The organism is Bacteroides sp. Phil13 (assembly GCF_001940965.1).
GTDB classification, from domain to species: domain Bacteria; phylum Bacteroidota; class Bacteroidia; order Bacteroidales; family Bacteroidaceae; genus Bacteroides; species Bacteroides intestinalis.
The window spans coordinates 118,578-138,784 of record NZ_MSHA01000072.1 but is presented as its reverse complement, the minus strand read 5'-3'; the positions used below and the strand labels follow the sequence as shown (position 1 = coordinate 138,784).

The window sequence follows — 20,207 nt, the reverse complement described above, 5'->3', positions numbered from 1 at the left end:
TAGTGCTGTTGTTTCCATGATTGTTTCCTTTCTATTATAGAGTCCTACGATATTAGTTCATATTTACATTCGGGGAACCATCGTTCCAAAATGTTATTTACTTCCGATTCAATTTCAGGGGTAATGTATTTGCACACCTTTTGATAGGCAATGGTTAGTGATACTACTTCGTCTATCCAGCCGATGATGGGTAGGCGTTTAGCCGAAATTAAATCAATGGGGAACACTAAATAGGAGATTGCAGATGCAATGAGTAGCTTGTCTGATTTGGGAGTATCTGGGCTTTTCATTACATAATACAATAGGAGTAAAGGGCGTGCACTTACTCTTCCTGCTTTTCTGGCATAGTCGCCAAGCTTTTCCCATAATAGAGGGTAGTTGATGAGGCTTTGCTTTTTCATAATAATTTCATTTTAACTGTTTCTTATATAGAGGCTGAATTTTTATTTTTCTTGCAGATAAAACGAAATTTAACTATTATAGGCTTGTATAGTAACTAAATCATTTGGTAATGATGAACTAAAAGAGTCGGTTTATTCTAATCTTTCTTGATTATTTTTCTTATATTATTAAGAATCCTTCCACTATTGGCTTTGCTATTTCCGGTTCTTTTATCAACCAATCCATTGTCAATAGTGCAGCAAGATAGTTCATGCACTTGTGCTTCTGATTGGTGAACTATGTGTTCCTCAACATTATAGTGTTGATATGCGTGAAGGCCTTCGTGAATTAAAGTTTCAAGTATTTTATCCAATATCGCAGGATTCGTACCAGGCAGTTCAAACATTGATTCGTTTATAGCAATGTAACCGTTGAGTTGATAGCCAAACAAGCTTGCCTCCATTTGTTCGGAACGGATATTTGTTGCAGGACGATGGCTATCATTGTTCTAAGGGAAGTGCTACTTATTCTTTTTGCCAATCATTTTAAAAAGCCCCCAAAATAGCAATATTACTACTACTGCTATTATTATATAAAGAGGGTCGGTTTCGCTAATTTCCAATAGTGCCATAAATATTTGTTTTTAATGTTATATTACCTTGTTCCCAATCTTTTAGCTCACAAGAGTATTTTAAGGCCAAGTCAATGGTGTCTCTTTCCATCTTACACATAGCTTTAATTTCTTCATCAGTGTAATTCAGATTAGTTATACACATCCGGCAGAAACGTTGAGCCCAACAAGAAGAACAAAGCCTATTCTTTCTATTCGTAAATTGATTCAGTAGAGTGTATGAGAGCTCTGAATTGATGCCATCTTTTATGTTACCCATCTTTAAGTTACCACTGAACTTTTCACAGGCATATAAATCTCCGTCAACGTTTATAAAACAAGAGAAAAGCTTTTGAAAGCAAGTCTCTATTTTCAATTCATTAGGTAGCTTCAGATAGTTCCGATTATCAACTATATCTATCAATTCCTGAAAGCATCCGGCAAGGATTCCCTTTTTGCCTGTTTGGTATGCATAGAAAGCCTTTTGATAGAATTTATCTTTTATTTCCCATGTATCGTATGTACGCGATTGGTCAGAAAAATTAGGGATAATATGAGATATGTGTATTGGGTAATGGCCTTTTAATCCAGGTTCATTATCCCACACTTCATCAAGATGTATGACATCATTCCACGAATATATCGTGGACAGAAACCGCACTTGATTCTGGTAAATTTCTGGATATTTTGTCTTGAAAAGTTCTAAATTCTTTATGATAACATCATAAGATCCATTTCCTGATGTTGTTCTCCTATGCTTATCGTGCATAAACTTATTCCCATCTAGCGTAACATTGACAAGAAATTTATTGAATGTACATATCCAATCAACGACAGTTTCAGTTAGGGCTAAACCATTTGTTGAAAGCGAGAATCTTATTTTTTCAGCAAACTCTTTTTTAAGCTCTGAAATAATCCAATTTATTTTCTTTCTTGCCAATAAAGCTTCGCCACCATAGAAGCAAACAGTAATTTCTGATGCTTCCTTGTCTGCATGTTTTTTTATAAATTCTACTACACTTCTTAATGTCTCGTAAGATATTTCTTTTTCATTATGAGCTCTCAGATTTCGGTAATCTCCCGAAAAACAACAATATGAACATCTTAGATTACATTGCTGAGTCATCTCGATGGTGAATTTTGCTATCTTAGAAGAATCAAGGGTCAAAGGAGCAGTAAAATGAACAATAGGAAATACCTGTTGTTCTTTATCTAAAGACCAAAGATATATCCTATTGTCTTTAACCTCGTACCATAGAAGTTTACCCGATGTAGTGGAGAATGTATGCATACGATTCTACTTTAACCATTGTCTGCTCATTAAGCATGGAATCCAAAATTTGCATTATTGGAAACATCTCCGGTTATGGCCTTGCAAGCGGGCCAACAATCAGATAGGCCTAATTGGGGGGCTTCTTCTGTCGTTTGTGAACTAGGGTTATTATAAGGATCGTCAACGTTACTCATCTCTTCCTCAATAGATGTTCCTAATAATCCACTGTTCTCAATATTATCAGCAATCATGTCGGCTTTAATTATGACAGCTTGGGCTTTTCCGTTCATCATGTCATTGTAAGCTGATACAGGGTCGTCTGACTCATATAATACATGAAAAAGTTCGCGTTCAGAGTAAGAATGACATCCCCCTTCTGATATATTATGAGCTAAGTAATCACTAAATCCGGCATTTCGTAGCTCTTCGTATGATGGAATTGGATGTTCATCATCAAATCCGGAACTGAAAGGACTGTGGCTACTAGAACCCAAAACATCAGTTGTATCTTCATAGATTGGATTTTCCATGCCGTCCTCTAATGGTATCATTTCATCCATGTTCATATTAAATAGTTCTTTTATTAAACAATTGTTTTAACTATCACAACTTAAGGACATATCGTCAATCATGCTTTCTGAGCTATAATCAAAAAGATTATCCATAGGTTGTATGTCTGTAACGATTTTATTATCAGTGAATTCTACATGAGACCAACTGTCATCTATATCGTCTATATTAAAAGAATCATCTAATGTCTCAAAACTATCACTATTGAATGCATAATTGAAATCATCGTATGATAAATCATCTGTTATGCTTAGCAGATGCCCATTTGAATAGTAGGGGACATACCCTAAATCATCTACTTGCCAGATATCGGTAAACTCATTGTGAAATGGGAATTCTTGAACCGAGAAATCTGTTGCAAAATTTGATATTTGCATACAATGATTTTCTGCATCATACTGATAAGGTGCAGCTTCATCTGTTGCCATCATGAAATATTTAGAATCCTTCCATGAGTGAGCAAACTTTTCAAAGTCATATTCCATAATAGAACCATTACCTGGATCTGTTAATACAACTGTAGAATTCTCAGGGTTTAGAGGGTCAATATTGACACTTGTAACGATTAAGGCATGGTCAGCATTAGTCAGATTACGATAATACTCATATTCTGCTGAGCCTGGTTCGGCCCAAAGTTCATGTGCATCAACACCGACAATAACTCTATGACCATCCTTTAGTTCATTGATAAGGTCATATACTGAATCACAATGCTGAGAATGTGTTCCGATATTACATGTCTCTAATAGGTTTCCAACATCGCTTGGTTTGGTACCATTACCATGATACCAGCCTTGCTCTGTTGCATATGCAGTTAATTCCTCCTTGGGAATCTGAATTCCGAAATCTCGTAATATCATCTCTTGGCTACGAATAGCACAAATTGGCTCCTGACCTTGGAAGATATTATAGTCGAAATCTGTCTGCGTTACTTTTGGTCCGAATGTTAGCATATTAAAAATCTTCTTTATTACCCATAGATAGGTAATAGAATGCGTTATTCTTTTATGATTTTTTTAGCATGTGAAGACAACTTTTCCCCAACTTCTTTTTTAATAGACTTAGGATATTCAAGCTCAAAGTATTCTATCTTAATACTCTTTGCATTTCTTTAGTATAAGTGGCATATGATTAAGAATAAAAACGGTGTTTCAATTAGTATCGTCTTATAATTTTATAATCATACCCAGACAAGAACTGTATTGTATTTTGATATCTTGAGATCCAGCTACTGCTGATTTACTAACACCTCTAGTTGTAGTAGCTGATTTTGAATAGGGCGAGTTAATTTTGTTGTTTTGAGCCGTTATGCTTTATTGCTTTTGCTGCTTGTTTGCTAACAACTTTACCAACTTTCACCCAACTTTGAGCCATTATAGGTTGACTTGAAAATCACACTAATGCGACGAACATTGTAGATAGTAAATTTTTAAATCGTTTCATATTAGTCAAATTTAAATATTGGTATTTGTAACATCAAGAAAACATGATTTGTCTTCATTTGAAGCTATCTTCTCAATAACCTCTACGGGGATGTCTTTAATGTTCCCGAAATATTTGATACGAATTTCTTTGGGTTCATTTTCATAGACATAAACAAGAACGACTTTATAATAGAAGAGCTCATCAGTAATGTGAAGTTCCTTTTTTACAGGAATCCCTTTAGCATTCTTAAGTGTAAAATTGTAGAGATTCTTGAAGTCAACTGTATTAATTATATCTCTTTCATTCAAAGAATAAAGATTGTTAAAGTCGGATAGTTTAATATCAACCTCACCTGTTCTATCTAATCTACTCTTAACAACGCTTGGAATATTCGTCAATTCTCCGAGATCAAGAGTCTTTTTAAATTTTTGATATTTCCCATTGCCCTTATTATAATAGGTTTCAATCAAAACACTCGTTTCTATTCTACTCTTAACCTTAATAGAAAGAGAACCATAATCAGGCATCCCATAACCTCTATTCTTGGCCTTATCAAGTTGGGATACCACTTCAGATTTTAACTTGTAGAAGTCTAGCTCTGCATATTTATAACAATCAGCCACTACTTCAAATATTTCTTTTATAAATGAAAATAATTCGCTCATAATTATTTGATATTAATGTAATTAATTCGTTTACTGATAACATGCAACAAGAATGTATTCATCTTCTTCCAATGCTTTTTTTGCCTCGTCGGTAAGACTATCCCATTCAATTTCAACGCCTTCATCAGACTCGTCATAATACTCTTCAACTTCATCATTTTTCAGTAGAGTAACAAATCTTTTAAATAGTCGATTGCCTTGCCTAATTAAGATACCTACAGCTCTTGTTGCACGTTTGATTCCTTTCCAGACTTGTTCAAACCAGCTTTTAGCACTTTCCCAATATTTAGACAGTGCTTTACCGATGAAATATCCTGCAACGCCACCTATTGCAGCTGCTCCTAAATAATATAGTAAATCTAACATACTCTTCTAAAATTCTGATGGGTCAATATCTCCTTTTTTTACAATAACTTCTTCGTGATATTCCAATTCATTCTTAAGTCCTTCTGGAATATCATCCTCGTTAACCTCTTCTTCTTCGTATTTAACCTTGTAAACTTTACCATTTTGGTGACGTTTGTAAAGTATAAACATTACCTTTCCAAGTCTCCTGGTAGCAACTATAATCTTTTTTACGATTTCAATTGCTCCTAATAAGGCATAATAGAAAAATTTTAATGCAAACTTCCAAATTTGTTGAAAGATATATGCAGCAAGCGCAAGTATGGCTGCAACAATAATAAAAACGCCCATAATCTTTAATTTTTATTTAATTCGTTTTTAACCTTTTCCGAAATATCTTTAGGATTGACTTCTTCCTCTTGTTTTTTTACAGGATTAGCCTCTTGTAAGTCATTCAAATACTTAGTTAGTACCATATTCGCTACTTCCTTCGTGATAGCAGGGTATCTTCCAGATGTTAATTGAGTACAGAACATAAGGGTCAATTTTCTTATATCACCACCAGTTATATTTAAAGATTTTTCTTTTGAAAGGTCAATTGCTAATTCTGAAAGTTCCCTGTATGATATCTCTTTAGGAACATTTTTCCCTAGATGTAATTGCCATATTTTCGTCATTTCATGAAGGCCTGGTGCAGGAACTTCAATATTCCAAAGTATTCTTCTTACGAAAGCCCGATCATAACTTTTGAAAAAATTAGTAGTAAACACAACTATTGCTGTACTTCGATCTAATATGTTGAGTAGATGAGATTTTATCATATTGGATGTCTCAGAATTAGCTCCTCCTGTTTTGCGAGCACTAAGAAGTCCATCTGCTTCGTCAAATAGTATTACACAGTTTTCATTAACAGCTGTTTCAAAAAGTGCAGATATATTCTTTTCTGTATTACCTTGTAAACTATCCATTAATGAAGAATATGATGCTTGAATTAGCTTCATCCCTAATGATGCTGCTATCGCTTCTGCCGCAATACTTTTACCAGTTCCTGGAATTCCCCATAGGTTAATTCCTATACAACCTTTCCCTTTCATAAATCTATACAATTCCCAATCGTTTATGATTTGGTCTTTGTTTTTACAAAACGATACAATATCGGCAAGTTGTTCTTTTAAAGAATCTTGGAAAACTATTTGATCCAAAGTCCATTCTGGTTCAATTGCTACAAATGAAGTCTTTGATCCACCTTTTTTAGTAGAATCCTCTGGCTTGTCTTTTTCAATGAATGTATATCCCATGTTAATAACGTTTTATAATGTATTCACCTTTATTGATAGACTCTTGAACATCTTCTGGACATAAACTGAATAGGTAGGTCTTATAGCCTATACGTTTCTTTCTTATTTTACCATCTTTATAACTACGGTAAAGAAATGGCGCAATTCTGTTTTCATCCACTTTGGCCAAAACCAAAATTGTTTTAACTACATCGTCAGAATTGACGATTTCAGATGTGGCGGCATTTTCACAACTAGAACAATAGTCTGTAAAAGTCATTTTGCCAATTTTGCTTTTCCGATAAATAGCAATAGCCGCACCTCCTGCTGCAATGATTGATCCGATTATCAGATAATTCCAATTCATAATCAAAATATTAAAGTTTCTTCTTCTGTTAATTCATTCTGTAATTTATCTAGTCGATCATACCTACATATAATAACCCCTGGGTCATTATTCTTGAAAATGTATTTTATCTTCCTAAAATGAAGAGGTCGATTAGTTGTTATTTTATAACTAAAACCATCCTTTGTGTTTAAATACTTTTTCCCATCTGCATCATAAACAAGCAATTCAAATAGTTTATAGCCCTCATGCTTTATATATAAAGATATGCTATTGAGATTGAATCTATCACCATGACCATCTATATAGTTTCGAAATTCATCTATATATGTTGAAATATCTAGTCTGTCAATATTGATAAAATCAACATATTCATTATTTATTATTTTTTGATCACTCCACTCATACAACTCCTCTTTTTGCTGTTCTGCATTAACATATGTTACGACATCTTCATATGATCTAGTATTGACGGTTTCATTTTGTGATGGAATATATGTTTCATGAAAGACTTTTAGCAACTGTTTTTTTATATCTTCTATTTGCTTTTGATCCACATAATTTTTAATTGACTTAATGTATTCGATATAACTATGGAAATCTTTAAGTGTGGGTATCTTGTTTAAACATAATTTATCTTGAGCAAAAGCTATATATTGATTATTATATATGTTAATATTACTTGTTGCCTTTTCAAGAAGTTCTGGAAGTCTTGGGGGCAAAGAATATACTCCCCAAAAATATTTATCAGCAATAAAGCCAATCAGACTTTCAAGATATGGAACGAATTCCTCAATGGTTGTATTGATGAAATCGCTTGATATTCCATCTTTTATATCTTTATTGTAATCATAAGAAAAAATTCTTTTTGAATATTTAAGGCCGTTTCCATGAGGTATATATATTCTGAATGGTTCGTCGGAGTCTTTTCCCATGCCCCATAATTGTACTCTAAATTGAAGCCATGAACCAGAATCAGGATCAGAATCATAATCATAATCAAAATAAGGTGTAATAACAACAACGGGAATATTCTTAAGCTTTACTTTAAGAAGATCTATATCAACAAGATTTATCTCGTCAGGAACAGATATTCCATGGCGCATAGTTCTACGATTCCATCCACCACCATAATAAACCACAGGATGCGTTGTTTGAGCATTCCAATTGTTATTCAATTCAGCTTCTAATCGTAGATCAATATCATCATAGAACATTGCATTAAACCACTCACAGTTCGACGGGGTGAGTATACAATGCATATTTACTGATTGTGTTGTTCCATTGAATAAACTTCCAAAAGATTCGCCTTTCATTACAAAAGGTAAAACATTAAGTGGCCAATTTTGTATGGCAAAACTGTGAGCGAAATTTTCCAGCAATGCATCATAATTATTATTTATATCCTCAACACGTTCTTTATGAACTTCAGCTTCAAGTTCTAGAGCAAGCCGAGCGGACTCTGCTTGTAATTTACGCATTCTCTCAAAATCATGTTCTGCTGCAGCTTTCTGAAATTCGCGTTGTTTCTCTTGAATCTCAGCGTTTTTTTTACTTGTGGCATGCTGGGTGAAAAACTGCATTCCAATACTTGCCACCATCATTGTTACTGGATCCATATTATTATCTGCTTAAAAAGTAATCGTTATGTGTCAAACATTGAAGCTCTTTTGATGCTTTATTTGCAATTAGTCCCAACTTCTTTATTTCTTCAGGATTAAACAGGTGGGTTGGACAATCTGCCTTGTCCAGCAATTGTTCCATTGCTTTATATTCATTAAGTATAAATGAACGCAATTCCTTATTTTCATCCTTTAACAAATTGTTTAAAACATCTTGGTTGTTTTTTAAGAATTGAGGCAATGTTGGCGTTCGTCCTTGTGACATAAGCATATAACTGTCTCGTGCGCATCCAGATACAATTGTTGATATTAACGCCATACGACTTTCTATTGCTTTCTTTCCTTCCCCGGTAAAACTCTGTGGTGATGCCAAATAGTTAGCAGGACAGGGTATGGAAAATAATGGACGAATCAAAGGCTTTGCATCTGATTGTGCGTCCCACATTGATGCTGTGAAATGTATAGACCCTCCTTGAAAATTAGGAGAAATAACCAATGTCGGTATATTGCTCATAATAGCATGTAGATTTAATATTGCTGAATTGTGAGCAATATCTTTGTTACACCATCTACGGTATTCAACATTGCCTATCAACAGGCTGTTTTTATCAAGTTCATTGCATATATCATTGTAATTTAATGCAGCCTGTTTAGTATGTAACAGCACAACATTTAATGGACAATTACTATATTCCTGTTGTTTATAATTCTGCGCAATATCCAAGAGTATTGGAATCGCTTGTTGCTGGATTGGAAGACTTTTGACAAAAAAAGTCTTCAATTCCTCTGTGCGGTGTTGTAATATTGTTTGGTCAAATCTTTCTTCGGCACGATATTTACGAGCAACAGCCATCTTTGCTCTCATACTAGCAACTTTTTCAGCTTCAAGTTCATCTTGAAACTCCTCTCTTGCATTGCGTAGTTCTATTTGATGTCGTTGTGAGATATCTGCCTGCTTATCTTGTTCACTGCGTCTCTCAAAACCAAAGACTGTTTGAAGAGCTGACGTAATCAGCATATAAGGGCTAAAACATGCTTCTCTACTCATATTCTATAAGTCGTTAAATTCAAGTGTGTCTAAATTTTCAACACCATCTTGGTTTGTTAAATGATTGTCAATATTCTCTGTTACATCCTCTGAGAATCCAGGATGGTTTAATACATCTAAATCCTCGTTAATCGGTGAATCCACATCGGTGCCTTCAGCATCTGTTGTGTCATCAATTGGTTCTGCTGCGCATGCTGCAACTTCAGGATAATCAAAATTATTGTCGTCGAAGTAATTGTCTTCTATAATTGGTAATTCAAAATCAAGAGATGATAACTCATCTGGAAGCATTAACTCTATAGATTCGCTATTGGTCATCGAATCATCGATAGCTTGACAATTCAAAGCAATATCATGCATTGCATCATCAGTAGCAATGATCGTTTCTACTTTATTCATATGCTCTTGAGAAAGATTCCCATCAAGAAAAGCTGCAAATTCTTCAACACTTACAGGTAGCATGAATTCATTATCCATTGTTTGCCTCCTTTCTTTGAATTATCTGGTATTGTTCTTTTGCCAGCTTATGTTTACTATAATAATTCTCCATTGTCATTCCTAATGCTTTTGCTGTTTCCTCATTCGTATTCTGCTCCAAATAACGCAAGCGAATTAATTCACTATAACGCTTGTTCGGCATTTGCTTCAATAATGATATAGCATCATTGCGATTGAGTTTTGAAAAGTCTAATTCTAAAGAGCCGTAAATTGAGTCATTCCTATCATCATTATCTGAATTATTTCCATTTTGATGCGTAATTTTTTCATATTTGGGCATTCTTTCCTTGATTTCAAACTTTTTGTAACAATAAAAGAGGCAAGACGATTTCAACCAACTAGTCAATGTACTTTCTCCTCGGAAGTTCTCCATTTGACATTTGCCGGTAGTTTTACTTGGTGATAGCACTAGTAAATAAATCTCATCAATAAACTCCTTGCAATTTTCACAGTCGGTGTAATAATTGTCGAAGATTGATTTAAAGAGAGGATAGCATTGCTGGTAAAAGAACTTACGAGTCGTTAGCTCGTCTCTCTTTATTAAAGCTTTAGCAAGTTGCAAATCTTCAGTATATATCTGTTTAACTGTCATCATTAAATATTGGATTTTAAGCTATGATTTCTGCATTCTCGTTCTTAATTCTCATCTTAGCGCAGCCTAAGTAATCCGGTCGAACTACTCTGTAAGAAGCTCCTTCAATATATGAGTTCGTTTATCGAATGATGACTTTCTTATGAAGAGATTATAGATTTTGCTATCCTGCCTTTTTCTTTAGGAATTAAGCCGGGTGTAAATGGCAATTTCCATCCCCATGAATATTTGGCATATAATGGTCTGAATATCATCTTAATGGCAATGCCATTTGTGATGAGTCCGATAATTGCTCCTACAAGGGGGCCTATTATTAATTGTGTTTCCATATTCCTTTCCTTCTTTGTTAAATTAGAAGGTAGTACGGCTTCAATAATTTAGCTGTCACCTGGTATTTAACTTCTTTTGTATAAAGATATAAGAGCTATATAATATTTGTCCAAAAATAGAATAATAATATTCTATACACAAACTGCGATTTGTTTGAATGGGTTTATTTTGTCGAAAGCATGTCCTATTATGATTAAAAAAAGGATTATTCGGACTGTTTTATTTGGGACGGATTGTATAATGCAGATTAGGCCGGTTCTTGAGGGATGGAGTGCACACGAAAGAACTTGCACTATTGAAATCCGGTCTGCCAAAATAAAACCATGCATCAACTTTACCCGGTAAAGGCGTTTGATACCGTATAGCATGCCTTCCTCTTTGTATTCATATACCTTTTTCTTTGCTTTCGCATTCTTTATTTTGTATTGACCACAGACGTGAAGCACGAGATTCATTACCGTGAAGCAGGATATTCACAATCGTGAAGCAAGTGATTCACAATTGTGGTCAATGCAAAATATTGATTGTTAGTGAAATAAATATGCAGTGTTAATCTAACAAACATAAGCGGTGATACCTATAAACACTGTTTCCGAACCGGTGAAAGCAAGTGGCAAACAGAATGAAATATGGAGTGTAGGTAAATTTGCCTACACTCTGTTTTTTTATTTACCTACACCGCCTCTCAATGCCGATGAATAGGGCGATGCGGAACATGAGTGCAAGCATGTAGGTAAAAACGAGCATAAACTCATAGTACACCCTGAGTTCAAGTTATAAATGCGACAGTTCTTGAGTTCAAGTTATAACCGCAATAATTTTTCCGGAAAATTTAATAAAACTATTATCATATATCACCGAAAAACAGTATGTTTGCGGGATAAATTGCTTAATTTTCATACTATGTGGAAAATAGCGTGGACTGAAAGACTACTATGCATTGTTATAATAGCATTTATTGCCTTGACTGCTTGTACACCTCACAAACAAAAAATGGAACAAAGTGAGATGCAGGCATTCGAAGCTTTTTTTGCTGTGGATGGGGATTCTGTATCCATTACTCCCCGGAAAGTACGTACACAAGCATTGCAGAAGATGCAGGAAGCTAAGGACAGCCTGGTGTGCTATAATTATCTGGCGGTGGCATCTAAAACTTGTTTGATGTCTTCTGATATCGATTCTGCCCGACTCTTGGCACGACAGATTGAAGATTTTACAATAAAACAGCCCTTTTCTGAGCAACTGGCAGACTTAAAGTCCGAGTGCTATAATATGAAGGGAAATGTGTATGCCCGTACAGGATACATGGACTCCGCGGAAGTGTATTTCCGAAAAGCTTATGAACAACGGATGCAAGGTACAAAAATAGAGGTGGTGCCGGATATCCTGATGAATCTTGCTGATGCCAGTAACCGTTTGGGCAAATTGGATGCAGGAGCTGCCTGGTACAGAAGGGCATTGATATTGTGTGATTCGTTAGATATCGTCTCTACCAAGAAACCGCCTATTTATTATGGATTGGCACAGATCTATGTAGCTTTGCGCGATTTTGATCAATGTGATTATTATTATAATCTTGCAGCCGGGAGCTATGAAAGCATGTTGCCTTTTGAAAAGCATTTCTATCTGAACAACCGGGGTACTTCTTATTACTATCGGGGAGATTACGAAACTGCCATCAGTTACTTCAGAAGGGTTATCGATCTTGCGAAAGATTATCCGGACATGCTTTTTGAACAAAATCTGGGCTGGCTGAATTTGGGTGATTGTTTCCTGCAAGTGAATGAAGCTGATTCCGCTGCAAAATATATCAGTAAATGCCAACCGTTTTTCAAGAAAACAGGTATACCGACTGCTCTCTACTATATTGATACACAGAATATAGAATTAGCTCTGATCCGTAAAGACTTACCCCAGGCACAACGCATATTGACGGGAAGCGTCGCCCCTCCGGACATTGATCCGGATATGATACATATACGCAACAAATATCTGCAACAATACTACGAAGAAACAGAAAATTATCGGAAAGCTTATTTCTATCTGAAAGAGAATAACCGGATGGATGACTCTGTCCGTAACGAACGTGTAAGGATGCGTACGGCGGATTTGGCCTTGCGCTATCAACAGGACTCTACCGTGATGGCGCAAAAAGTCTTTATCCGGGAAAAGGAAAACGAAGTGCTTGAACTGCGGCAGACAAGGACATTTTGGATTGCTCTTTGCATTATAACTTTAATGGCGGTGGGCTTTATCTATACGTACAATAAGAAAAAGCGTGCTTTATTGCTTGCCCAAAATCGCCGTACTGTTTCCACTCTCCGTCTGGAAAATATTCGTAACCGCTTGTCTCCCCACTTCATTTTCAATGTGCTTAATCAGGAGATGGCGGAAAGGAAAGCGGAAGAACATCAGGAACTATCTTCCTTAGTCAAACTGATGCGACGTAATCTGGAATTGGCAGAGCAACTGTGTGTTACTTTAGAGGAAGAGCTGGACTTTGTGAAAACCTATATTGATCTGGAACGCCGTTCTTTGGGAACAACTTTCCATCCGGTGATAGAGATAGGGGATGATGTGTGCCCCGGACAAGTTCAACTTCCTTCTATGCTGATACAAATTCCTGTAGAGAATGCCGTAAAACATGCTTTAAGGGAAAAAGAGGGAGAAAGGAACTTGTGGATTATTATCAGTAGTCAGGCGAATGGAACCTGCATTAGAATAAGGGATAATGGGGGTGGTTACCGTATGAACAGTCGGAACAAAGGGACCGGTACAGGCATGAGAGTTATTATGCAGACTATTCAGATTCTGAACATGAAGAATAAGGAGGCGATAGATGTTGCTGTACATAATGTTCGTTTGCCCGGTGGTGAGGCCGGATGCGAAGTTACCTTTTTGTTACCCGATAAGTATGATTATAAAATATGATATATAATCTCGTTTTTTGTACGGATAGTACGGAATATTGACGAATAGTTCATAAAACGGCTTGGATGGTTTTGCGCAGGATTGAATAATGTCTATATTCGCCAAAGAATACATGAAATAAACATGGATAGATACAAAGTTATAATAGTTGATGATGATGATGTAGCACTTGAGAACTTAAGTTTCGAGTTGGGCAAGGATGCGCGCTTTTCTCTGGAAAAAGTAGCCAAGAATGGTAAACAGGGGAAGAAAGTGATTCTCAAGACACGGCCGGATCTGCTTTTTCTGGATGTTGAAATGCCGGATATAACCGGAATGGAGTTATTGCAGGAGATTTGGGATGATATTTCGTGGAATATGAAAGTCGTCTTTTATACTGCTTACGACAAATATATGATACAGGCTATTCGTGAATCCGCATTCGACTATCTGCTGAAACCTTTTGAGGAACAGGAACTGAAAGATATACTTGCACGTTTTGTGGAACAGGCTGAGGCGGGACAAAAAGCGACATTGCCCATGGGAATGCCACTGCGTAGTGGACAGACGTTCATTGTATTTACCCCGACAAATGATATGCGTGCATTGCGTTCTGCTGAGGTTGGCTTTTTCCGGTACTGTTCCGATCGCAGGCAGTGGGAAGTGGTGCTTAATGGTCAGCCGCCATTGGCCTTGCGCCGTGGAATGACTGCCGAGCAGATAACCCAGTACTCGCCTTGTTTTGTCCAGATACATCAGTCTTATATTATTAATATTGATTATCTGATGATTATTAAGGACAGCAAATGTTTATTGTATCCTCCTTTTGATAAGATAACAGAACTTTTAGTTTCAAGAAAATATAAGAAAGAGTTACAAGACAGATATTGTTTGTAAATGAAATACACATTGGTTAGGGAGTCGGCACTTAGATAGTGTTGACAAAGGAAAGAGGGCGCTAAACGTAATATTCAGCGCCCTCTTTTACAATTTATTTATTAATCAAAAAGGATATTCCTAATTATCGATGTGAAATTATTTCATTTCGATACCCTTGTTCTGCAAAGTGACATTCAATACTCTTGCATATTCAGCATATTGTTTGTCAGTCAGTGCTTTTCTCATCAACTTCAAGTTTCCATAAACTGCATTGTGAAGTTTCTTTTTCTGATCCTTCTTGGCAGTTGTAGCACGTTCCATCTGTGTAGAGAAGTAATCGCAAATGTTTGCTACTTCTTCATGCTGGTCAGCGGATAAATTCAAATATTTACTCAACTTGGTTACGTTGATGTTACCATCCCATTTTGCAGTTGTAGGTTGATTTCCTGCTGCAAATGTCGTAGCAGTCAGGCAGACTGCTGCCATTAATGTTAATCCTAAACGTTTCATAATACCTACTTTTAATTTGTTATACCTAAAAACAATTCTAACTCTAAAAATCTAATACCTATTGAAAACAGCTCTAAGCGCTTAGCTTTTTCTTTTTACCTGTGCAAATATAGAAATATGTTTTATAACACAAAAATGAAAAAGAAAGAAAGTGCTGTTTTGATGACTATTTCTTGATGTAGATCAATTATATGATGTTATTTTGATTGTTTGAGGTCTTTTTTGTAATATGAATGTAATATGGTTATCGTACACGGTTGATCAGAATGATAGTGGATACTTTGCGTGGAATGTATAATGGGTTATCGGGCGGACATGAGTAAATTCAGCTCCTGGCTGATTTCTTCAACAATTTCCCGGGTAGCAAGTGACAGACATTCGGTCATATCATCCAGACAGCCTTGATTGGCGGCATAGGAATCTTCATAGTTCCGATCTCTGCGAGACTGCTTACGCTTGACATTGTAGGTTTTGTCTAACAAGCAATCGCCATGATGTGAAAAACGTATAGAAATGGAAAGTTGAGTTTGTGCCGGGCGGTAACGAGCACTTTGCAAGGTAATGTAACCACCTTCGAACCAAATAAATCCGCTTTCATTTAAAACAACGCCACCAGTTGTTTCATTCTGCCTGACTTTTACCTCCAGGCGGTAAACAGAGTCAGCGGGAACTTGATTGTCTTTGTTATCTATTAACTGGAAGCAGGTACTACTATTACATTCAGTTAATAATGCATCCGTGAGGAATTCACGATAAAGTTGGCTGAGAGAATGCTCACCCAGCCGTGTGCGGAAGCGATCCTGTTGCCTATTAAAGATAATCAGTGGAATGAAGAAACCACCTTTCCGCTTGATAGTGCTGTAATAATCAGTGTTGGAGTAATCTATAAAATCCAGATAGATGCTGTCTTTGACTTTGCCGGTATATTCTTGCGAAATAAGCTCATAGAAAAGATTGCTACGTATGCCATTCAATTCTTTCTGCATGCTGCGCGAACTTCGGCAGGAACAGAAAGACACGGCTATTAACAAGAGAAGAATATAATGCTTCATGGTATAATCTTATTGAGTATATGGTGGTAAGTTTTCATTGTCAATAATCTCATCGGGCAGTTGCATTGTCATTCTTGTTTCCGAACTGATTCCTACAAATCCGAGCCCGCCTTTTACATTACTTGGTATCATGACCGGTTCCATAAGTGCTTCTTCATAATTACCCGATTCCAGAGTGTTTAGGGCTTTTAAGTAGCGGAATTCAGCTTCACTGATGCTGAGCAGACGGACAGTGATACTTTTGGAACGGCGAGTGACGTTATAAAGCCATAAATTGTAATTATGATAAAGTTGAGTATAAACCTTCAAAGTACAGGTAGCATCAGAAAAGCGGTCATCGGTGAAGACATTATATTTATTTTCAATGTAACTACCGAAAAAATCATCTTCATCATCTTCACTACTGCTGGGATTTCCATCTGTCAGTATCACATCTTCTCGATTGATGATACTTGTTTCTCTGGCATAGAGGACGGTATCTATGCGGCTGTCGTATTGTCCGTGAACGGCAATGTCATTCCAAATGTCCAAGCGGTAGTAATTTTTCTCATTAGGGCGGTCTTGCAGGGTAATCTTAAACTGGCGATGAGGTTCCCATCCACTGTACACTCTGATGGGGATGAGACATGTATCTATTTGGATGGAGCTTACCGGATGAGGAACGCTAACTTCGGCTGTTGTATGATATTTGCCATTTTCAGCTATGGCTTCCAGGCAGATTTGCTCACCGGCTTTCAAAGGGGTAGTGATGCGGAATTTTTTGCGTTTTGCTATTTCCGGGAGATTATTGAGAGGTGCATTGGGATCATAGACCATATCCAGACTGCCAATAGGTTTGAGTGGGGGAAGTTCTTCCGCCTTTTCGACAAGCTTCCCGTTGACATATAGGTTTACAGTAGCTTCTTCTACGTGTGAGAGGCCGTGTGTGCCACTTAGGTTGAGATATACGTAGTTTTCCGCTTCTCCAGCATCAAGGAGGGCGTTCATAATGAGTTGTGGCTCACTGTGAGCCGGGGTATAGGGGATTTCATTCTCGCAGGAGGTGGAGAAAAGGATGATACCTATATATATGATAAGGTGTAAAGAGCAAATTCTTGTTTTCATTTTTTTGTTTCCGATTCTATGGTTATTTGTTGTCATATCTTAGAACTTGTATGTATAGGTGACAGACGGAATGATCGGTAGTAAAGTTATTTTCTTTATGAATAGCTTTGATGTATTATAACCACCTGTGTATTTACCGTGTTCATCTTTATAGGCGAGGTAATCATAATCGCGCCGTTTGCCATAAACGAGTGTTGGGTTCATTGAATTATAAGCATTGTAGAGGCTGATATTCCAGGTTCGCACGCCATGCTTGGTTTTCTTGTTAAAGTTCACCCCAATGTTCAATCTATGGCTGGCAGGTAGGCGGTAGTTATTACGTTTGGAGATGTAGTCAGTTTGCTCTATGCTGCCATCAGGTTTGAGAATGACCGTTTGCTGTTCCGGTAAGGTAACTGTTCCGCCACTATTGTATATCCAGGAAGCTCCAATGTCAATGCGTTCACTGAATTTATGGTTTAGGCAGAGGCTAATACTGTGCCGGCGGTCGTATTTATAGGGAAAACGCTCACCGTCGTTGATACTGCCGTCTTTGAATTGGCGATCTGCTTTAGCCAGAGTATATGCCAACCAACCGGTGGTTTTGCCTATGGTCTTTTGCGCCATGAACTCTATGCCCATTGAACGTCCTTTACCCATTTCCACTTTCTCTTCCCAATTGGTTGAACTCCCAAAGAAAGAAACCCCGTTCTGGTATTCCAGTACGTTTCGCATCTGTTTGTAATATCCTTCAATGGAGAACTCCCAACCCCGGATTCCGGTATAATATCCGCCTAAAGAGTATTGGTTAGCACGCATAGGACGTATGTTTTTGGTAATAGGTACCCATAAGTCTGTGGGCATGGCGAGTGGAGTGGAGGAGAGTTGGTGTACATATTGAGCCATCTGAGAGAAAGATGCCTTTACTGAGAAATCATGATCGAAGCGATAATGAACGGAAAGTCGCGGTTGTATAGAGAAATAATTCTTCCCCTGTGTATTGAACAGAGAAATGTGTACTCCTGCATTCAAGCTGGTGCGGCTACCTATATCAAAATTATCTTCTGCATAAACGGAAGCCTCATGTCCATGCAGGTAACTGTTCGAAATACTATTATACAGGGTATCTTGTTCAGTTACACCATTCTCCTCTTCTTTCATTTTCGAAGTATTGGTTTCCGGACGGAAGGTATGGTATAGGTATTCTACACCAAACTTAATGTGGTGTGAAGGAATAGGTGTATAGTCGAAGTCAGTCCGGAAACTCCAGTCACGGATTCCCGAACGATACTCAGAATCGTATTGATAGAAGTAGGACTGTGATGAAGAGTAGATATTTTCTTCTTTTGCTCTGCCTTTTAAGATCATGCGATAACTGTTGAAAGCTACGGTTGTATTGCTAAACAGTTTGTTGGTAAATACGTAATTCCAGCGTCCAGCAACGATTGTATTTCCCCAGTTCAGCCCATTTTTGCTTTCATAACAATCGCTGGTACCGTAACTCTCTTTGAAGTTATAGTGATAGTGATCCTTCCCATGATAAAAACTCAGGAAAAGCCGGCTACGATCATTAAACTTATGGTTTACTTTGGCATTGAGGTCATAGAAGTAATAATTGAACTCATCACCGTCACTACTGAAAGCTTTTCCCATAAAAGCAGTGTGTGTAGTACGTCCGCTAAGCGAAAAAGAAGTGCGATCTTTGATAATAGGTCCTTCCAGATGTATTTTATCAGTGAGTGTACCTATGCTCAGTGCACCATGATAACGTTTCATATCCCCGTCGTTGGTACGCACGTCTACAATAGACGAAAGACGTCCGCCGTAGCGTGCCGGAAAAGAACTCTTGAACAGTGTAACCTTTTTCACAGCTTCGGGTGTGAAGATAGAGAAGACACCTAATAGGTGATCAGCATTATATACCGGAATACCGTCCAGCAATATCAGGTTCTGATCCGGTCCTCCACCACGTACATATAAACCGGAGAAGCCTTCGGTTCCTGCCTGTACGCCTGGCATTAGCTGGATGGTTTTCAATATATCAGCCTCCCCCAGTACAGCGGGTGTATGTTGTATTTGTGCCATGGGAATCTCATGTGCACCCATGGCGGTGGCTTGGATGCCGGCTTCCTTTTTATCCGAAAGTATGATCACTTCCGCCAGTTCGTTATTAGTGTTCAGGCGAATATTGAGCACAGTGTCTTTGTTTAGCGGGAACGAACTGTGCCGTGTTTCGTACCCTAAATACGAAAAACTTAATTCAGCGTCCCCCTCCGGTAAGGTGAGGGTATAGAAACCGAAAGGATTGGTGGCAGTGCCCACACGCTGACGACTATCGAGAACATTGGCACCAATCAGCGTCTCGGAAGACGCTCCGTCCGTTACGTATCCGCTGATCGTGAACCGTCGGCTTACGGTTTTCTGCGGCATGGGCCGCTTATGTAATAAAATATGTTTTCCTGATATTTCGAAGCCTATAGGCTGCATTTCGAAAACCTTCCGCAGGATTTCATTGATAGTGAGATCGCGGACAGCCAATGTGATGCGGCTATTCAGGCATACTTCTTCTCCATAGATGAAGCTGTAACCGGTTTTTTGTTCCATTTGTTTCACAAACTCTTCCAGTGTGGCATTTTGTAGTTTAATACTAAAACGCGTTTGTGAAGGGTTGGCCTGTAAAATACAAGTGGCAAATACGAGCGTACTTTGTAGAGTACAGGTCGAGAGGAGAACCGCTCCCACCAGGAATAATTTCCTGATGGTGCGGGGTGAGCAGATAGAGGATTTCATT

22 protein-coding genes are annotated in these 20,207 nt (G+C 37.5%); 3 read left to right on the top strand and 19 right to left on the bottom strand.

Features of this window, described 5'->3' with window-relative positions; genetic code table 11:
• Positions 1 to 44: 44 nt before the first annotated feature.
• The 15 genes from BWI44_RS13600 to BWI44_RS13530 all read right to left on the bottom strand — a co-directional run bounded on the left by BWI44_RS13600 (position 45) and on the right by BWI44_RS13530 (position 10,981).
• Positions 45 to 401 (bottom strand): YkvA family protein, encoded by a 357-nt coding sequence (locus tag BWI44_RS13600; protein ID WP_229036070.1) that lies wholly within the window; start codon positions 399 to 401, stop codon positions 45 to 47.
• A 137-nt stretch (positions 402 to 538) separates the two neighbouring features.
• Positions 539 to 844: a hypothetical protein gene (locus tag BWI44_RS13595; protein WP_195208436.1), complete on the bottom strand. Its 306-nt coding sequence runs from the start codon at positions 842 to 844 to the stop codon at positions 539 to 541.
• 148 nt (positions 845 to 992) lie between these two features.
• Positions 993 to 2,282: a radical SAM/SPASM domain-containing protein gene (locus BWI44_RS13590; RefSeq protein ID WP_195208435.1), complete on the bottom strand. Its 1,290-nt coding sequence runs from the start codon at positions 2,280 to 2,282 to the stop codon at positions 993 to 995.
• Positions 2,283 to 2,311: 29 nt separating this feature from the next.
• Positions 2,312 to 2,830 (bottom strand): hypothetical protein, encoded by a 519-nt coding sequence (locus BWI44_RS13585; protein WP_195208434.1) that lies wholly within the window; start codon positions 2,828 to 2,830, stop codon positions 2,312 to 2,314.
• Positions 2,831 to 2,860: 30 nt separating this feature from the next.
• A complete protein-coding gene (locus tag BWI44_RS13580) occupies positions 2,861 to 3,787 on the bottom strand; it encodes a C39 family peptidase (protein ID WP_195208433.1) in 927 nt (308 codons plus the stop codon).
• Between the two features lie 501 nt (positions 3,788 to 4,288).
• On the bottom strand, positions 4,289 to 4,924 hold the full coding sequence (locus BWI44_RS13575) for a hypothetical protein (RefSeq protein ID WP_195208432.1): 636 nt from the start codon (positions 4,922 to 4,924) through the stop codon (positions 4,289 to 4,291).
• A gap of 30 nt (positions 4,925 to 4,954) precedes the next feature.
• Positions 4,955 to 5,290: a hypothetical protein gene (locus BWI44_RS13570; protein ID WP_195208431.1), complete on the bottom strand. Its 336-nt coding sequence runs from the start codon at positions 5,288 to 5,290 to the stop codon at positions 4,955 to 4,957.
• A 6-nt stretch (positions 5,291 to 5,296) separates the two neighbouring features.
• The gene (locus BWI44_RS13565; protein WP_195208430.1) at positions 5,297 to 5,620 is read right to left on the bottom strand and encodes a hypothetical protein; all 324 of its coding nucleotides are present in this window, start codon (positions 5,618 to 5,620) and stop codon (positions 5,297 to 5,299) included.
• A gap of 5 nt (positions 5,621 to 5,625) precedes the next feature.
• Entirely contained in the window at positions 5,626 to 6,567 is a 942-nt protein-coding gene (locus tag BWI44_RS13560) for an ATP-binding protein (protein ID WP_195208429.1), read from the bottom strand.
• Between the two features lies 1 nt (position 6,568).
• Positions 6,569 to 6,913 (bottom strand): hypothetical protein, encoded by a 345-nt coding sequence (locus BWI44_RS13555; RefSeq protein ID WP_195208428.1) that lies wholly within the window; start codon positions 6,911 to 6,913, stop codon positions 6,569 to 6,571.
• 2 nt (positions 6,914 to 6,915) lie between these two features.
• Positions 6,916 to 8,511 carry a hypothetical protein gene (locus BWI44_RS13550; RefSeq protein WP_195208427.1) on the bottom strand — a complete coding sequence of 532 codons (1,596 nt, stop codon included), beginning with the start codon at positions 8,509 to 8,511 and terminating at the stop codon, positions 6,916 to 6,918.
• A gap of 4 nt (positions 8,512 to 8,515) precedes the next feature.
• Positions 8,516 to 9,562 (bottom strand): hypothetical protein, encoded by a 1,047-nt coding sequence (locus BWI44_RS13545; RefSeq protein WP_195208426.1) that lies wholly within the window; start codon positions 9,560 to 9,562, stop codon positions 8,516 to 8,518.
• A gap of 3 nt (positions 9,563 to 9,565) precedes the next feature.
• Positions 9,566 to 10,039: a hypothetical protein gene (locus tag BWI44_RS13540; RefSeq protein ID WP_195208425.1), complete on the bottom strand. Its 474-nt coding sequence runs from the start codon at positions 10,037 to 10,039 to the stop codon at positions 9,566 to 9,568.
• Positions 10,032 to 10,655, bottom strand: a complete 624-nt coding sequence (locus tag BWI44_RS13535) for a sigma-70 RNA polymerase sigma factor region 4 domain-containing protein (protein WP_195208424.1) — start codon at positions 10,653 to 10,655, stop codon at positions 10,032 to 10,034. The genes BWI44_RS13540 and BWI44_RS13535 overlap by 8 nt, the downstream gene beginning before the upstream one ends.
• A 137-nt stretch (positions 10,656 to 10,792) precedes the next feature.
• Complete coding sequence (locus BWI44_RS13530; protein ID WP_195208423.1) at positions 10,793 to 10,981, bottom strand: DUF445 family protein; 189 nt, start codon at positions 10,979 to 10,981, stop codon at positions 10,793 to 10,795.
• Between the two features lie 571 nt (positions 10,982 to 11,552).
• On the opposite strand from BWI44_RS13530, the gene BWI44_RS13525 reads away from it, so the two are divergent.
• The 3 genes from BWI44_RS13525 (at position 11,553) to BWI44_RS13515 (ending at position 14,789) form a co-directional block, all read left to right on the top strand.
• A complete protein-coding gene (locus BWI44_RS13525; RefSeq protein WP_262893713.1) occupies positions 11,553 to 11,684 on the top strand; it encodes a hypothetical protein in 132 nt (43 codons plus the stop codon).
• Positions 11,685 to 11,885: 201 nt separating this feature from the next.
• On the top strand, positions 11,886 to 13,913 hold the full coding sequence (locus BWI44_RS13520) for a tetratricopeptide repeat-containing sensor histidine kinase (RefSeq protein ID WP_195208422.1): 2,028 nt from the start codon (positions 11,886 to 11,888) through the stop codon (positions 13,911 to 13,913).
• Positions 13,914 to 14,036: 123 nt separating this feature from the next.
• Positions 14,037 to 14,789, top strand: coding sequence for a LytR/AlgR family response regulator transcription factor (locus BWI44_RS13515; protein WP_195208421.1), 753 nt, complete (start codon positions 14,037 to 14,039; stop codon positions 14,787 to 14,789).
• Between the two features lie 138 nt (positions 14,790 to 14,927).
• Here BWI44_RS13515 and BWI44_RS13510 read toward each other — a convergent pair whose 3' ends face one another.
• The 4 genes from BWI44_RS13510 to BWI44_RS13495 form a co-directional block, all read right to left on the bottom strand.
• Complete coding sequence (locus tag BWI44_RS13510) at positions 14,928 to 15,281, bottom strand: hypothetical protein (protein WP_007660134.1); 354 nt, start codon at positions 15,279 to 15,281, stop codon at positions 14,928 to 14,930.
• Positions 15,282 to 15,583: 302 nt separating this feature from the next.
• Positions 15,584 to 16,333, bottom strand: coding sequence for a hypothetical protein (locus BWI44_RS13505; protein ID WP_195208420.1), 750 nt, complete (start codon positions 16,331 to 16,333; stop codon positions 15,584 to 15,586).
• Positions 16,334 to 16,342: 9 nt separating this feature from the next.
• Complete coding sequence (locus BWI44_RS13500) at positions 16,343 to 17,437, bottom strand: DUF4249 domain-containing protein (protein ID WP_195208419.1); 1,095 nt, start codon at positions 17,435 to 17,437, stop codon at positions 16,343 to 16,345.
• 39 nt (positions 17,438 to 17,476) lie between these two features.
• The gene (locus BWI44_RS13495; RefSeq protein WP_195208418.1) at positions 17,477 to 20,206 is read right to left on the bottom strand and encodes a carboxypeptidase-like regulatory domain-containing protein; all 2,730 of its coding nucleotides are present in this window, start codon (positions 20,204 to 20,206) and stop codon (positions 17,477 to 17,479) included.
• Position 20,207: the final 1 nt, after the last annotated feature.

Bases quoted from the DNA above. Each gene is read 5' to 3' on its own strand.
- BWI44_RS13600 (WP_229036070.1), bottom strand. From the start codon at position 401: ATGAAAAAGCAAAGCCTCATCAACTACCCTCTATTATGGGAAAAGCTT.
- BWI44_RS13595 (WP_195208436.1), bottom strand. From the start codon at position 844: ATGGAGGCAAGCTTGTTTGGCTATCAACTCAACGGTTACATTGCTATA.
- BWI44_RS13590 (WP_195208435.1), bottom strand. From the start codon at position 2,282: ATGCATACATTCTCCACTACATCGGGTAAACTTCTATGGTACGAGGTT.
- BWI44_RS13585 (WP_195208434.1), bottom strand. From the start codon at position 2,830: ATGAACATGGATGAAATGATACCATTAGAGGACGGCATGGAAAATCCA.
- BWI44_RS13580 (WP_195208433.1), bottom strand. From the start codon at position 3,787: ATGCTAACATTCGGACCAAAAGTAACGCAGACAGATTTCGACTATAAT.
- BWI44_RS13575 (WP_195208432.1), bottom strand. From the start codon at position 4,924: ATGAGCGAATTATTTTCATTTATAAAAGAAATATTTGAAGTAGTGGCT.
- BWI44_RS13570 (WP_195208431.1), bottom strand. From the start codon at position 5,290: ATGTTAGATTTACTATATTATTTAGGAGCAGCTGCAATAGGTGGCGTT.
- BWI44_RS13565 (WP_195208430.1), bottom strand. From the start codon at position 5,620: ATGGGCGTTTTTATTATTGTTGCAGCCATACTTGCGCTTGCTGCATAT.
- BWI44_RS13560 (WP_195208429.1), bottom strand. From the start codon at position 6,567: ATGGGATATACATTCATTGAAAAAGACAAGCCAGAGGATTCTACTAAA.
- BWI44_RS13555 (WP_195208428.1), bottom strand. From the start codon at position 6,913: ATGAATTGGAATTATCTGATAATCGGATCAATCATTGCAGCAGGAGGT.
- BWI44_RS13550 (WP_195208427.1), bottom strand. From the start codon at position 8,511: ATGGATCCAGTAACAATGATGGTGGCAAGTATTGGAATGCAGTTTTTC.
- BWI44_RS13545 (WP_195208426.1), bottom strand. From the start codon at position 9,562: ATGAGTAGAGAAGCATGTTTTAGCCCTTATATGCTGATTACGTCAGCT.
- BWI44_RS13540 (WP_195208425.1), bottom strand. From the start codon at position 10,039: ATGGATAATGAATTCATGCTACCTGTAAGTGTTGAAGAATTTGCAGCT.
- BWI44_RS13535 (WP_195208424.1), bottom strand. From the start codon at position 10,655: ATGATGACAGTTAAACAGATATATACTGAAGATTTGCAACTTGCTAAA.
- BWI44_RS13530 (WP_195208423.1), bottom strand. From the start codon at position 10,981: ATGGAAACACAATTAATAATAGGCCCCCTTGTAGGAGCAATTATCGGA.
- BWI44_RS13520 (WP_195208422.1), top strand. From the start codon at position 11,886: ATGTGGAAAATAGCGTGGACTGAAAGACTACTATGCATTGTTATAATA.
- BWI44_RS13515 (WP_195208421.1), top strand. From the start codon at position 14,037: ATGGATAGATACAAAGTTATAATAGTTGATGATGATGATGTAGCACTT.
- BWI44_RS13510 (WP_007660134.1), bottom strand. From the start codon at position 15,281: ATGAAACGTTTAGGATTAACATTAATGGCAGCAGTCTGCCTGACTGCT.
- BWI44_RS13505 (WP_195208420.1), bottom strand. From the start codon at position 16,333: ATGAAGCATTATATTCTTCTCTTGTTAATAGCCGTGTCTTTCTGTTCC.
- BWI44_RS13500 (WP_195208419.1), bottom strand. From the start codon at position 17,437: ATGAAAACAAGAATTTGCTCTTTACACCTTATCATATATATAGGTATC.
- BWI44_RS13495 (WP_195208418.1), bottom strand. From the start codon at position 20,206: ATGAAATCCTCTATCTGCTCACCCCGCACCATCAGGAAATTATTCCTG.